This window comes from Micromonospora chalcea, from assembly GCF_002926165.1.
Taxonomy (GTDB): Bacteria; Actinomycetota; Actinomycetes; order Mycobacteriales; family Micromonosporaceae; genus Micromonospora; species Micromonospora chalcea.
On sequence record NZ_MAGP01000161.1, the window covers coordinates 16257 to 31038 of the forward strand.

Consider the following 14782-nt stretch of genomic DNA (forward strand, 5'->3'; position numbering starts at 1 on the left):
GTCGACCATGGCGACCCGGATCCGGGACCTGTTCGGCGGCGGCAAGGACCGCCCCGGCGGCGTCGTGCAGCACACGGTCGGCAACGCACTCGTGGTGCACGCCGAGGACGCGATCAGCTCCGAGGCGCAGTCGCTGGCACTGTCCATGATCGAGGACGCGGAGAACGACGTCGTCGTGCTCGACCTCGGCGACGGCATGCCGATCAGCGCGTGGGAGTCGATGGCCGGGGTGCTGCCGCGCCGCCGCCGCGGCATCCGCCCGGTCGCCTGCGGCCGGCACGGCAACTCCGCGGCGATGGCCGGGCAGTGGCTCTCCGAGCGGCTCAACCGCACCGTCATCGCCCCGGACGGCGACCTGGTACGCGGCTCGGCCGGCACGCTGTTCGTCCACTCCGTACCGGGCAGCGGCTGGGTGCGGTTCCGGCCCGGCCGCCCGCCGGCCTGGGACGCGAAGCGCTACCCGACGCCGGCGTGGGACCGGGCCGCCGTCGACACCCGGCCGTCCAGCGCCGTCGCCGAGATCGAGCCGATCCCGGCCGGGGTCTGGATCCACAGCAACCGCGACCCGCAGGTGGTCGACCCGCAGCGGCGGCGGCTGACCGCGTATGTGCCGTGCCAGGCGGAAACCATGTCGGTGCTGCTGGGCTGCCCCGGCACGCCGCCGCTGTCGCTCGACGACGTGGTGCGCTTCTGGCGCGGACTGGACGAGGAGCACCGGCAGCGGGTGCGCTTCGTGCAGTTCGGCGAGATCCGCATGCCGGAGGGCGAGGCGTTCGGGCAGGCGCTCGCCGACCTGCTCAACACCGAGGTCACCTGCTACACCGGCGTGCCGATCGGCAGCCCGCAGAAGTACGAGATCCGTACCGTGCTGCCGGACGGCGCGTTCGGCTGGGCCCCGTACGCGCTGGAACTGTCCTACTCGCCCCGGGCGCACCCCAACTCGCGGGCCCGCCGTCCCACGGTGCTGCGCCACCGTCCGCCGCTGACCGGCGCCGAGGAGCTCGCGCCCCGCGTCTACTGGTTCGCCCCGGGCGCGGTGGTCGAGGTGGTGCAGAGCGGGCTCTGGGTACGGGCCACCGCCGAGCCGAAGAACGCCGAGCAGGTTCGGGCCGCGATGCTCGACGCCCGCAGCGGCACGCTCGTCTTCGACGACACCGTCCACGCCGCCGCCGAGCGGATGCGGGAACTGGCGGCCGACCTGGCCGCACGGGTGGACGGCATGGCCGGCACCGCCCGGACGCTGATGCCGGCGTCGGTGCTCGTACCCGGTGCGAAGCCGTCCAGCCGGGCGCAGGTGGTCGTCGACCTGGAAGCGGAGACGCGCGCGGTGGGCGGCCCCGCTCCGATGCCGGCGTACGTGGAGGTGGCGCCGCCCGCGCCGGTCGCCCCGGCGTCGGCGGACAGCGTGGTGGTCGCCGGTCCCGCGCCGGTGACGTCCGAGCGGGACCCGCTCGCGGGCACGCCCATGCTGCCGCGGCCTCCGGCGGTGCCGCGCCCGGTCGCGCCCGGGGTCCCGGCGTTCCCCACGCTGCCGCCTCCGCCGGTGCTGCCGATCCCGTCCGAGCTGCCGGCCCCTCCCGTGGTGCCGTCCGGGTCGGATCTGCCGGCGCCGCTCGTGCCGGAGCTGCCGCCGCCACCCGTGGCGTTCGCGTCGGATCTGCCGGCGCCGCCCGTGGTGCCGCCGCCGGTCGAGCCGGTGCTGCCGGCCGTCCCTGGCGAGCGGCCCGTCTCCGGTCCGCCCTCCGCCGTGCCCGCTGCCGCCGGCCCGGCACCCGTCCCGCCTGCGGCCCTGGCCGGGCCGGTCCCCGCCGGCCGTCCGATCCCGTCCGGCGGGTCAGGGGAGTCGGCGGGGCAGAACGGGCGGCCTGCGCTGCCTGAGCCGATCGTCGCCGCCGATCCGGTGGTAACGGTCGAGCCCGTCGAGCCCGTCGAGCCCGTCGGGCCGGTCGGGTCGCTCGGGCCGGTCCCGCCGGTCGGGTCGGTCGCCCCGGCCGATCGAGCCGGACCGCCCGAGCCGGTGGAGCACGTCGATCCGCTGGTCCGCGCCGAGCCGTCGGCGCACACCGAGGCCATCGGAGGAGGGCTCACGGCTCACGGCGGACAGGACGCCGCGCCCGGCGCGTACCCGATCCCCGAGCCGCCCACGATGCCGGCCGGCTTCGGCGAGCCGGAGCCGCCGACCATGCCGGCCGGTTTCGGCCAGGCGCTCGCGACGCCGCCACCGGTGGCGCCCGGGCCGGTCGCGCCCACCGTGCCGTCGCTGACGGTCCACGCCGTCGATCCGATTCCCGCAGCGGCGACTCCGGCCACTACCTCGGCTCCGGCCACCGCGCCGGGAGAGGTCGAACCATCGGCCGCTGAGGCCGGGCCGCCCGGCGAGGCCGAGCCGGTCGACAGCGCCGAGGCCCGGGTGCAGCCGGTCCCCTCCGCCGGCGCGGGCGCGCTGCTGTCGGAGAAGAAGGGGCTCGCCGACGAGCGGGCCTGGCTGCGCCGTACGCTCAGCCGCGAGTTCGACGTGATGGCCAGCTCGGTGTCCCGGATCATGTCGCAGCACCCGGGCATGCAGGGCTCGGGCGTGTCGACTGAGGACGTGCTCGCCGACTCGGTCGCGTTGCGGCTCTACCTGACCGGCCGGGGCCCGGGCGTCGACGCCGGCCTGCGTTCCGGCCGCAAGGGCCCGCACGTGCCGTTCGCGCGCTGCGTGGTCGCCGGGGTCTCCCGGATGCCGTCCTTCCGGGGGACGACCGTCTACCGGCTGTCCCCGACCGACCGGGAGTGGGAGCTCTACCAGGACCGCCGCCTGGTCACCGACTGGAGCTTCGTCAACGCGCTCACCCAGCCGTGCGCGACCGAGGACGGCGACACCGACGTGCTGATCTGGTCGATGACGGCCCGCCGTACCAGCCTGCTGGAGCCGGAGGGGGACGAGCACGTCGAGGACCGGGTGCTGTTCCTTCCGGGCACGAACTTCAAGGTGCTGGACCAGCGCCGGCCCGCGGCGGGCGAGCGCGGCGCGGTCCTGCTGCGGGAGATCGGCGCCAACGAGATCGACGACACCGGCCGGGTCGACTCCAACCGGGTGTCGCTCGACGAACTGGCGGTCACGTCGCTGCGGCGCAGCCTGGACCGGTGGGCCACGGCCGAGCCCCGGGAGCGGATCGGCGCCGGGGCCCGTGGCCGCCTCCGGGTGCTGCCCGGACTGGACCGGAAGGGGTGACGCCGTGAGTCGGCAGGTTCTCGTGGTGGGAGACCGTAAGGCGGGCTCCTATCCGACCATCGGCTCGGCGCTGTCCCGGGCCGAGCCCGGCGCCACGATCGACGTCCACCCCGGCCGGTATGTCGAAAAGCTGGTGGTCGGCGACCGGGTGACGATCAGCGCCGTCCAGCCCGGCACCGTCGAGGTGCACGTGGAGGAGGGCAGCGTCCTCGTCGTCCGTGGCGAGGGCGCCCAGCTGCGCGGCATCACGCTCAGCAGCGCCGACACTACGCTGGCGGCGGTCGACGTGGTCGCGGGCGAGGTGGCGCTGGACGACTGCCGGGTCAGCGGCGCCTCCTGGGTCACGCTGCTGGCGCGGATGCAGGGCACCGTGGCGCTGCGCGGCTGCGACGTGACCAGCTCGGCCGGCGCGGGCGTGGTGGTGATGTCGGCCGGGTCCAGCACGATCGAGGACACCGTCGTCCACGACGTCGCCACGAGCAGCGTCGTGGCCGGGGAGAGCAGCGCCCTGACGCTGCGCCGCTGCCGCCTGCGCACGGCCGGCGCGAACAGCGTCTGCGTGGGCGGCGACGCCCGGCTCACCGTCGAGCAGTGCGAGATCGCCGGGGCGGGCAAGCCGGCTCTCGTGGTCGAGCAGCGGGCCTGGGCCCGCATCCGCGGCCTGACCGTCACCGGAAGCGGGAACGTCGACGTCTTCGTCCGCGGCGAGGCCGACGTGCAGATCAGCGACTCGACGTTCACCGGCGCCGCGGTGCAGTCGGCGCACATCGCCGAGGGCGCGTCGCCGTCGTTCCGGAACTGCGTGTTCGGCGGGGCCGGGCACACCGCCGTGCAGGTGCTCGGCGCCGGGCGGCCGACGTTCACCGACTGCACGGTCCTGGACTCGCCGGTCGGCGTCGCGGTCAGTGGCGGCGCACCGCGTTTCCTCGGGCTGACCGCCCGGGGCACGCGGGAGCACGTCGCCGTGCTCGCCGGTGAGTCGACGGTCGTGCTGCAGCGGCTGCGGGCCGAGATCACCGCGGGCGCCGGGGTCCTGGTCCAGGACGGCGCGTCGCTGGAGGGCACCGACCTGGCCGTCGACGCCGGCGACGCGACAGCGCTCGCGCTGACCGGTCCCGCGCGGGCCGTCGTGCGGGAGGCCCGCTTCACCGGTACGGGGGCCGCCTGCGTGCGGGTGGGCGTCGGCGCCGACCTGACGCTGCGCGCGGCCCTGCTGCGGGGCTCCGGCGTACTCGTCGAGGGTGCTCTCCAGATGGGCGACAGCGAGATCGCCGACGCGGCCCGGGACGGCCTGCGGGTGACCGGCACGGCGGCGGTCACCCAGGTCCGGGTGCGCAACGCCCGGGCGGACGGTGTGGTGTTCGAGGCCGGGTCCCGCGGGTCCGTCACCGACGGCGAGGTGCTGGGCAGTGGCGCGGCCGGCATCGGCGTGGACACCGAGGAACCGGTGGCGCTCACCCGCTGCGTGGTGCGCGACAGCGGCGGCGAGGACGTGCGCCGCTCGCCCGGCGCCACGCTGACCGTCGACGCGCTGACGGTGGGCCGCCAGCAGGCCACGCCGCCGCCGGTCCCCGGCCCGGCGCCCGTCCCGCCGGCCGGCGACGACGGTACGGCCGAGGAGAGCGGCGGCGACGAGCTGAGCGAGCCGTTGCGCCAGTTGAACGGCCTGATCGGTCTGCGCGGGGTGAAGCAGGAGGTCACCGCGCTGATCAACCTGATCAAGATGTCGCAGGTGCGGCTCCAGATGGGGCTGCCGATGCCGCCGATGAGCCGGCACCTGGTCTTCGCCGGCCCACCTGGTACGGGCAAGACCACGGTGGCCCGCCTCTACGGCTCGGTGCTCAAGGAGCTGGGCATCCTGTCCAAGGGCCACATGGTGGAGGCGGCGCGGGCCGACCTGGTGGGCCAGTACATCGGCTCCACCGCGATCAAGACCACCGAGCTGGTGACCAAGGCGCTCGGCGGCGTGCTGTTCATCGACGAGGCGTACACGCTGTCCAGCGGCTCGGGCGGCTCGGGCCCGGACTTCGGGCAGGAGGCCATCGACGCGCTGATGAAGATGATGGAGGACCACCGCGACGAGCTGGTGGTGATCGTCGCCGGGTACTCGGAGCTGATGGAGCAGTTCCTCGCCTCCAACCCCGGTATGGCGTCGCGCTTCACACGCACCATCGAGTTCCCGAACTACTCCGTCGAGGAACTTGTCACCATCACCTCCAACCTGGTCAGCAAGCACTACTACGAGCTGACCGACGACGCGGTTGACGCGCTGACCGCGTACTTCACCCGGGTGCCGAGGAACGCGACGTTCGGCAACGGCCGGGTCGCCCGCAAGCTGTTCGAGGCGCTGATCAACAACCAGGCGTCCCGGCTGGCGGCCCACCCGCCGACGAAGGACAACGAGCTGAACCGGCTCACCGCCGCCGACGTCGAGCCCGAGCTGGCGCTGCTGGAGGACCTGCCGGTCGAGCCCGGTGAGCAGCCCGACGCGGCGACCGACCCGACCGGCGCCATCAACGCGGCCCGCAGCTGGAAGCGGATCTGCGGGCTGGTCGGCGGGCAGCGGGTGAAGGAGGCGGCCGGGCAGACGCTGTTGCAGTTGTGCGAGGGACGCAACCGCAGGCGGGGCCCGGGCCGTACCGGAAACGTGCTGATCGGCGGCGCGGCCGGCAGCGGCCGCGGCGAGTACGCCCGGCTCTACGCCGCCTGCCTGTCGGAGCTGGGCCTGGTGCCGGTCGGCCAGCTCGTGCGGGTGAGCACCCGCCGGGAGCTGGCGCCGCAGTGGCCGGGGCAGGCCGCCAGCCTGGTGACCGCGGTCCTCGACGACGCGGCCGGGGGCGTGCTCCAGCTCGACTACGTCGACGACGGCTCCGGGGTGGCGCCGGAGATCGCCGAGGCGCTCGTCGCGCAGATGCGTTCCCGGCTCGGCGACCCGGTGGTGGTGCTGACCGGCGAGGAGCCGGCGCTGGCGAGCCTGCGGGCCGCGGTTCCCGCGATGAACGAGGTGTTCGGCCAGCAGTGGTCGGTGCCCGAGTTCAGCACCGACGAGCTGGCCGAGATCGTGCTGCGGCACCTGGTGCGGCGGGGCCACGAGGTCCCCGACGACGTCCGGGAGGCGCTGGCCCGGATGGCCGGTCAGCTGCCCGGGCGCACCGTCCACGCCGCCCACCAGTTCTCGCTCGCCCTGACCCGGCGCACCGGCTCCCGCACACTCGCGCTCGCCGACCTGGCCGTCCCGCCGCCCGCGGTCGGCGAGCGTCTCGGCGGCCTGGCCGCCGTCGGCTGACGGTACGCCCGCTTCCCGTAGAAAGGTCCTCGCATGCAGCCCGAAGCCAAGCCGATCCCGCCCTCGTTCCAGGAGTTCATGGAGAACGCGCAGCGGCTCGAGGACCAGATGCGCGCGGCGCAGACGGAGCTGGAGAAGGCGATCGTCACCGGCCGCTCCCAGGACGGCACGGTCGTGGTCATGGCCAGTGGCCTGGGCAAGGTCCAGGCCGTCCGGGTCGACCCCCGGGTGTACGAGCAGCGTGACGCCGCGTCACTGCAAACGGCGATCATGGAGGCGATCCAAGCCGCCGGCGCGAACGCCGGGAAGCTCGCCACGGAGAAGATGGGTCCCGTCGAAATCAATCTTCACTGACTGAAAAAAGTCTGACCAGCGATTACGTGCCTATCTTCACGGGTTGCCGCGCCTCGCGGCACCACTGTGGAGATTTCCTGAAGGAGTCTCCACGAGACTGTCAGCCCCTACTGACAGTGATGGAGATGGCTGTGGAGCAAGTTGCCGTCTTTGTGCACGCGCCGGACCCGCTGACCCACACCGGGCTGACCGCCCACCTCCGGTCGCGGTCGGACGTCACGCTGCTGGACAGCGCGGACCGGACCCGCGCGCAGGTGCTGATCGTCGCGGCGGACCGCCTCACCACCGACGTGATCGCCATGCTGCGCCTCGCCGCGACCGAGATCGGCGCGCCCGTCGTGCTGATCACCACCGACATCAGCGAGCAAGAGCTGCTGACCGCCGTGGAGTGCCGGGTGGTGGCGGTCCTGCCACGCGCGGCGGTCACCGCCGAACGCCTCGCGCACAGCGTGCTGGCGGCCGCCTCCGGCGGCGGCGTGCTGCCCCCGAACCTGGTGGGCGAACTGCTCAAGCACATCGAACGGCTCCAGCGCGACGTGCTCAACCCGAACGGGCTCAACGCCTCGGGGCTCACCGCGCGCGAGATCGACGTGCTCCGGCTGATGGCCGAGGGCTTCGACACCAACGAGATCGCCGACGAGCTGCGCTACTCCGAACGTACCGTGAAGAACGTCATCTACGGCCTCAACCACCGCCTGAAGCTGCGCAACCGCTCGCACGCGGTCGCCTACGCCCTGCGCTCCGGCATGATCTGAGGTGATCACCCGCCACACCGTCGGGAACGCCCTGGTGCTGCACCCCCGGGAACGGATCAGCCCGGAGGCCCGTACGGTCGCGCTGTCGGTGGACCCGGATCCGGACAACGACATCGTGATCCTCGACCTGCAGCACGAGTTGCCCTTCGACGTCTGGGACACGGTCGCGACCGAGCTGCGCCGGCAGCGCCTGCGCCGGGGCATCCGGCTGGTGGTCTGCGGCGCGCGCCCGGAGACCGGGGCGCTCGCCGGGCAGTGGCTCTCCGACCGGCTGGGCCGGCCGGTGATCGCGCCGTTCGGGCGGATGATCCCGGGCGCGGCGGGGCTGCTCTTCGTGCACGGCACTGACCTCGGCGGCTGGGTCTGCTACCGGCGGGGCCGGGCGCCGGCCTGGCAGTCGAAGCGCTATCCGGCGCCGGCCTGGGACGGCGCCGCCACCGACCACCTCACCATCAGCTCCACCTGCGCCGTGGAGCCGCTGCCGGGTGGCGTCTGGCTGCGCGACAGCCGCGACGAGGCGACGATCGCCGCCCACGGCGGCCGCCTGACCTCGGCCATGGCGTGCCTGCCGGACGCGATGCCGGTCCTGGTGGGCTGCCCCGGCACCGCCCCGCTGCGGCTCGACGACGTCGCCCGGTTCTGGCGTGGACTCGCGCCGCAGGGCCGCGAGCACGCCCGCTTCATCCAGTACGGGCCGGTAGCGCTGCCCGACGGCGAGCAGTTCGGCCAGGCGCTCGCCGAGGTGCTGGGCTGTGCGGTGCGGGTCTTCACCGGCGTGCCCACCGGCCGCCCGGACGACCCGGCCATGTTCACCGTCACCGCCGACGGTGGTCCCGGCTGGCAGGTCTTCGCGCGGGAACTGGCGTACGGTCCCCGGACGGCGCTCGGGGCGGCGGCGACGCCGCGCATCCTCAGCCACCGCGCGCCAGCGGAACTCGGCGAGCCGGTCGGTCCCGGCGTCTACCAGTACGCCCACGACGCGGTGGTCGAGGTGATCCCGTCCGGGCTCTGGCTGCGTGCTCCGCTGCCGTCCCGCGACGCCGACCGGATCCGTGCCGTCCCGCTGGACCCGGCGCAGGCCCGGCTGGTCGTGGACGACCCGGCGCCGGCGGTGGCCGACCGCCACCGGGAACTGGCCGCCGACCTGGCCGCGCGGCTCGACCCGGCCACCCGCGGGCGTACGGCGGTGCGGCCGTCCTCGGCGGTGGCGCCGGCCCGGGCACCGGCCCCGCCGCACGGGGCGCGCCGGCACGCGGCGGTTCAGGCCCTCGTGCCCCCGGTTCCCGCCCCACCGCCGGTCGACCTCACTGTGGCCGGCCCGGTCGCCGCGCCGGTGGCCCCCGAGGTGGCCGTGTCCGCAGTGACTGACGCACACGCGGCCCGACCCGCAGTGTCCCGAGGAGACGCGCCCCGTCCCGCCGTGGCCGGAGCGGCCGCGGCCTTCTCCGCCTTGGCCGGGGCGGAGGCGGCCCTCCTCGGCGTGGCCGGGGCGGGTGGCGGGGGCGTGACCTGGGCGAGCGCTCCGACGATGGCGCTGCCGGTGCACCGGCCGACGGTGGCGCCCGCCCGCTTCCAGCGCACCCCGGTCGACGAGGCGCGGGGCGTACGCCCCGGTCCCGACCTCGACGAGGAGCGGGCCTGGTTCCGCCGCGCGTTCCGGCGCCAGCTCGCCGCGCTCGCCGCCGACGTCGCCCGCGTGCTCGCGGCGCACCCGGCCCTGCCGGACGGCGCGGACGCGCTGGAGTACGCCACAGCGGTCCGCCTCTACCTGACCGCCGCGGGGGATGGCGTCGACCAGGCGCTGCGGTCCGCCGAGCCGGGTGGACACGTGCCGTTCGCCAGGTGCGTGGCCGCCGGTACGCGCCCGCTGCCGGTGCACAGTGGCGTCACGTACGCCGCCGCCGACCTGACCCGGGCGGACCTGCGCCGGATCGCGCAGCGCCGGGTGCTGACCGACTGGGGGTTCACCAACGCGCTCGCCGAACCGCCCGCCGACCTGCCGGGAGACGTCGAGGTGCTGATCTGGTCGGCCACCGGCCGGCGCACGGGCGCGCTGGAGACCGGCGACGGCGTGCCGTCCCGCGTCCTCTTCCTGCCCGGCACGGCCTTCGCGGTGCTCCAAGTGCGGGAGCCGGCCGCCGGGGCTCCCGGGCGGCTGCTGCTGCGTGAGCTGTCCGCCGGTGACGCGGCGGCCGACGGGCGGGCGCGGTACGACGCCCTGGCCCTGGCCGCCCTGGACCGGCACGTCGCGGGCGGCGCCGGCCCCGGCACGCCGGTCCCGCCGGCTGCGGCGCGCCGCTTCGTCGGCGTCCCCGGGCTGCGCTGAGCGCTAGCGGCCCAGGCCGTCCAGGAACGGCGCTAGCCGCCCAGGCCGTCCAGGAACGCGGCGAGCGTCTCCCGCTGGTCCGGCGCGCACCGGCCGCTGGCCAGGGCCCGGCGGAACAACTCGCGGGCCGGCCCCGGCGCCTGCCGGAACACCTCCTCGCTGTGCGCGACGAGCCAGCCCACCTGCCAGTCGTCGACCTCGGGCGGCCCGGCGAGCAGGTGTCCGGCGACCCGGGCGGCGGCGCTGCCGTTGTCCGCGAGCGCCTGTGCCGCGTACCGGTGCAAGGTCGGCCGCAGCGCGGCGGGGATGCTCCCGGCGAGCGCCCGCCGCAGCACCGGCTGCCGGAACGCCAGCTCGCGGCCCGCGCCCACGAGAACTGTCGCGGCGACCGCCTCCTCCAGGTCGGCCATCAGGTCGAACGGCGTCCGCCCGGTGACCGCGGCGAGGTCGGCGACGGCGAACTCGTCGCCGAGCAGGGCCGCGTACCGCAGCGCATCCCGGGCGCCGGGGGAGAGGTGGTCGAGGCTGGCCCGGACGGTGTCCACGAGCGAGCGCGGCATGCCGTCGGCCCGCGCGTCGACCTCGGCGAGCCCGTCGACCACCCGTACGCCGTCCTCCGCCACCAGACCGCTCACCAGCTCCCGCGCGTACAGCGGGTTGCCGCCGGTCAGCGGCGCGAGCGACCGCAGCGTCGCGCCGGGCGGGACACCCACCGCGGTGCCGAAGATCTGCTCGATGTCCGCCCGGGGCAGGGGAGCGAGCCGGATCAGGTGCCCGTCACGTGTCGCCACGCCCCGCCGCAGCCGGGCCAGGTCGCGGCGGCCGGGCTCGGGCCGGGTCGTCGCGACGAGCAGCAACGGCAGCCACCGGGTCAGCGCGGCCAGCCGTTCCCAGGCCAGCAGGCTCGCCTCGTCGGCCCACTGGAGGCGCTCGACGGCCAGCACCAGCGGACCGGCGGCGGTCAGCCGACGGACGTGTGCGAGCACCCGGTCGAGCGCCGCGCCCGGCTCGTCGTGCGGTACCGCCTCCTCGCCCAGCGCTGCCCGCATCACGTGCAGCGGGATACGGCTGCTCAGTTCCTCGGCGACGCCACGCGCGACCCGCAGGCCGAGGGTCCGCGCCTCGTGCAGCGCCGCGTCCAGCAGCGCGGACTTGCCGATGCCGGGCTCACCCTCGATCCACACGATCGCGCTGCGTCCCTCGCGCGCCGTCCCGAGCAGGTCGCGCAGCAGCTCCAGCTCGCCGTCGCGTCCGACGAGGCGGCGGCGACGCGGCGCGACCGGACGGGCGACGACGGCGACCGCGGCGGTCGGTCCCGACTCGGTGAGAATCCGGCTCTGCAGCTCGCGCATCGCCGTACCGGGCTCGACGCCGAGCTCGTCGGCCAGCACCCGGCGCGCCGCGTGGTAGACGTCGAGCGCCTCGGTGCCGCGACCGGCCCGGTGCAACGCGCGCATCAGCAGCTCGTGGAACGGCTCGTGCAGCGGGTGGTCGCGGACCAGGGCGGTCAGGTCGGCGATCGGGCTCTCGTCACACCCACCGTCGAGGATCAGCCGGGCCCGCCGCTCCGCCGCGGCGATCTGCAGCTCCGCCAGGCGGTGCCGGTCGAGCTCCGCGAACAGCGCGGCCACGTTGGCGTACGCGTCGCCGTGCCACAGCGCGAGCGCCTCGTCGAGCAGCGCCACCGCCTCGCCGGGCCGGCCCGCGGCGGCGGGCGCCTCGGCCGCCTCGCACAGCGACACGAACCGGTCGGCGTCGAGCGCGCCCGGTTCGAGCCGCAGCGTGTAACCGGCCCGGCCGGACAGCAGCCGCCCGCCGGCCGTCCCCAGGCTGCGCCGCAGGCCGGAGACGTACGTGTAGACGTTGCCGGCAGCGGCGCCGGGCGCGGAGCCGCCCCACAGCGCCCGGATCAGCTCGCCCCGGGTGACCGGCCGGTTGGCGTTGGCGGCGAGCATCGCGAACAGGGCCCGCCGCCGGGCCGGTCCCAGGTCGATCTCGGCTTCGCCGCGCCAGGCGCGTACCGGCCCCAGGACGTTGACGCGCAGGTCCGTCACGAGCGGCCGACGACGGCCTGCCCGGCGCTGCGGGGCGGGTCGTCGGAGCCGGCGATCCGGCTCATCTCGGCGCGCGTCGCGGCGTCCCCGGTGTGCGCCGACACCCAGGTCGCCTCGGCCCGGGCGGGAAGGCCGCAGCGGTGCAGCACCCGGGCCAGTTGCGCGGTGAGCAACTCGCGGGACGACGCGGAGAGGCCCGGTGAGGCGACGGCGTGCCGCAGCACCGCGATGGCCGGCGCGGGGGCGGCGGCGCTGAGCTGCGCGGCGTGGGCGGTCAGCCATCCCTGCACCCAGGCGTCCACCGGCACCGGCCCGGCCAGCAGCTGGCCGGCGACCCGGCCGAGGTCGCCGCCGGCCTCGGCGATCCGCTGCGCGAACTGCCTGTGCATCAGCACCCGCAGCGCGGTCGGGATCGCGCCGCGCAGCACCCGGCGGATCACCGGGTGCCGGAACCGCAGGCGGCGGCCGTCCTCGACGAGCACCCCGGCGGCGAGCGCCTCCTCCACCGCCGGGACGAGCTGCGGCGCCGACTTGCCGGTGACCGCGGCGAGGTCGGTGACCAGATAGTTGTTGCCCAGGAACGCGATCGCCCGCAGCAGCTGCCGGGTGTCGTCGGCAAGCGGTTGCAGGTGCCGGTTGACGGCTTCGGTCAGCTCGGGCCCGGGCGTGTCGGCGGTCCGGCCGTCGCGGTCGGCGAGCACGAGCTGGCGGAGATAGAACGGATTGCCGGCGGCGGCCGCGACGAGCGCGCGTACGGTGTCCGCGCCCGGGCCGGGCGGGCGGGTCCAGGAACGCGCCAGCCGGGTCGCCGTGTCGTCGTCCAGCGGGCCGAGTTCGACGAGCGCGGTGCCGTTGCGGGGCAGCACCCTGCGCAGGAGCCGCACCTCGTAGCCGGCGGGCACCGGGCGGCAGGCGGAGACGAGCAGCAACGGCAGCCGCCCGGTGAGGTTGTGCAGCGCGTGCCAGACCAGCAGGGACAGGTCGTCGGCCCACTGGAGGTCGTCCAGGACGAGCAGCAGCGGCCGTTCGGCGCAGCGCGCCACCACGAACCGCTGGACCGTGTCGACGACCGTCATGGTCGGTGGCGCCCCGCCGGAGCAGTCGTGCAGCGAGGCGGGCAGGCCGGCGTCGTCGCCCAGCGACAGGCACTCCAGCATGATGCTCAGCGGCATCCGGTACGCCAGCTCGTCGCCGACGCCCCAGCCGACCTGGACGCCGAGCGGCGCCGCGTCGCGCAGCCCCTCGGCGAGCAGTGCCGACTTGCCGATGCCCGCCTCGCCGCTGATCCAGACGCTGCCCCCGCGCCCGGCCGCGAGCGCGGTGACCGCCTGCCGCAGCCGGGCCAGCGCAGCCGTACGCCCCTGGAAGCCGGGGAGTGAGGGCGGCGCCGGGATGTGTCCGCGCGTCGCGGTGGGATCGGTGCCGAGCATCTGTTCGTGGATCTGGCGGACGGCGGCGCCGGGCTCGGTGCCCGACTCCGCCACCAGACGGTCCCGGAGAGTGGCGTAGAGCGCGCGTGCGTCGGCGGTGCGGCCCTGCGCGGCGAGCGCCCGCATGGTCACCGCGTACAGGCTCTCCCGGCCGGGGTGGCGTTCGACGAGCGAGAGCAGGCGGTCGACGACCTCGGCGGCGCGCCCGAGGCCCAGCATCAGCTCCGTCCGCCGCTCCACCGAGGTCAGGTACAGCTCGCCGAGCCGGACACGCTGGCTGGCCGCCCGGGGCCCGGGGACGCCGACCAGCGCCTCGTCACCGCGCCACTCGGCGAGCGCGGCGTCGAGCGCGGCCAGCTCGCCGGCCACGTCACCGGCGGCGCGGGGCGTGCGGGCGCGTTCGCGCAGGCGCTCGAAGCGGTGGACGTCGACGGAGTCCGCCGCGACGTGCAGGCGGTAACCGCCACCCTCGGACGTGAGCACGCCGCCGGAGGACCAGCGGTCGCGATCGGGTTCGAGCACCCGGCGCAGCGCGGAGACGTACGTGTAGAGGTTGCCCTGCGCGCTGGCCGGCGGTCGGTCGCCCCAGACGGCGGCGATCAGCTCGTCCTTGGACAGTCCCCGCTGCGGGGTGAGGGCGAGCGCGGTGAAGACGGCCCGGCGCTGGGCCGACCGCAGCGTCAGTTCCTGCCCGGCGTACGTGACCCGGAGGGGGCCCAGCAAGCGGATGTCGAAGCCACTGCACTGTGCCGTCATGCCGTCCTCGTGGTGACCCTGTCCCGGTGACAACCATCCGGGCGGAACCCTAGCTCACCCATCCACTATGTCAACTTCGTCGACATGGCCGGAACCCTTACGGCACATGGCATTCCGGTGCGCCGCGCGATCGCGGAAGGCCCCTGCCGATCGCGCTAGCAGGGGCCTTCCGGCGGCGGGCGCGCACCGGCCGCGACGGCGGCCCGGCACCCGCCCGGTGCCCGGCGAGACGTTACTCACCTCCCGCCGGGCCGGTCGCCGCCGTGTCAGTCGCGTCTCAGCTTCCGGCGCACGTGACGGTGGCGCCGCTGCCGTTGCCGGCGCCCTGGAATCCGAAGGTGGTGGTCTGGCCCGCGCCGACCTGCCCGTTGTAGCTCTGGTTCGCCACGGTGACAGTGCCGCTGGTGCCGCTGGGCACACCGTTCCACAACGAGCTGATCGACGCGCCGCCCGGCAGGGCGAGCGTCACGCGCCAGCCGGTCAGCGCCGTGTTGCCGGCGGTGACGGTGACGGTGGCGACGAACCCGCCGTTCCACTGGTCCTGCACCACGTATGAGGCCGAACAGGACGGGCCTCCGCCGGGGGGCGGGGGGGTGGGCGGGGG

At 75.6% G+C, this 14782-nt stretch carries 8 protein-coding genes; 5 read left to right on the top strand and 3 right to left on the bottom strand.

The window, feature by feature from the left end; genetic code table 11:
• Positions 1-7 precede the first annotated feature (7 nt).
• From BAW75_RS28065 to BAW75_RS28085, 5 genes are all read left to right on the top strand, one after another.
• A complete protein-coding gene (locus BAW75_RS28065) occupies positions 8-3217 on the top strand; it encodes a hypothetical protein (protein WP_104115522.1) in 3210 nt (1069 codons plus the stop codon).
• A 4-nt stretch (positions 3218-3221) separates the two neighbouring features.
• Complete coding sequence (locus BAW75_RS28070) at positions 3222-6503, top strand: right-handed parallel beta-helix repeat-containing protein (RefSeq protein ID WP_244206295.1); 3282 nt, start codon at positions 3222-3224, stop codon at positions 6501-6503.
• A 54-nt stretch (positions 6504-6557) separates the two neighbouring features.
• Positions 6558-6857 carry a YbaB/EbfC family nucleoid-associated protein gene (locus BAW75_RS28075; protein WP_373888002.1) on the top strand — a complete coding sequence of 100 codons (300 nt, stop codon included), beginning with the start codon at positions 6558-6560 and terminating at the stop codon, positions 6855-6857.
• A gap of 119 nt (positions 6858-6976) precedes the next feature.
• Entirely contained in the window at positions 6977-7612 is a 636-nt protein-coding gene (locus tag BAW75_RS28080; protein ID WP_176722919.1) for a helix-turn-helix transcriptional regulator, read from the top strand.
• Position 7613: 1 nt separating this feature from the next.
• Positions 7614-9938 (top strand): hypothetical protein, encoded by a 2325-nt coding sequence (locus tag BAW75_RS28085; RefSeq protein WP_104115524.1) that lies wholly within the window; start codon positions 7614-7616, stop codon positions 9936-9938.
• Positions 9939-9970: 32 nt separating this feature from the next.
• Here the strand turns inward: BAW75_RS28085 and BAW75_RS28090 are convergent, their stop codons facing one another.
• The 3 genes from BAW75_RS28090 to BAW75_RS28100 all read right to left on the bottom strand — a co-directional run.
• Positions 9971-11992, bottom strand: coding sequence for an ATP-binding protein (locus BAW75_RS28090; RefSeq protein WP_104115525.1), 2022 nt, complete (start codon positions 11990-11992; stop codon positions 9971-9973).
• Positions 11989-14178 (bottom strand): ATP-binding protein, encoded by a 2190-nt coding sequence (locus BAW75_RS28095; RefSeq protein ID WP_104115526.1) that lies wholly within the window; start codon positions 14176-14178, stop codon positions 11989-11991. The genes BAW75_RS28090 and BAW75_RS28095 overlap by 4 nt, the downstream gene beginning before the upstream one ends.
• Positions 14179-14455: 277 nt before the next feature.
• A partial coding sequence (locus tag BAW75_RS28100) for a cellulose binding domain-containing protein (RefSeq protein WP_208635326.1) occupies positions 14456-14782 on the bottom strand: 327 nt, incomplete at its 5' end.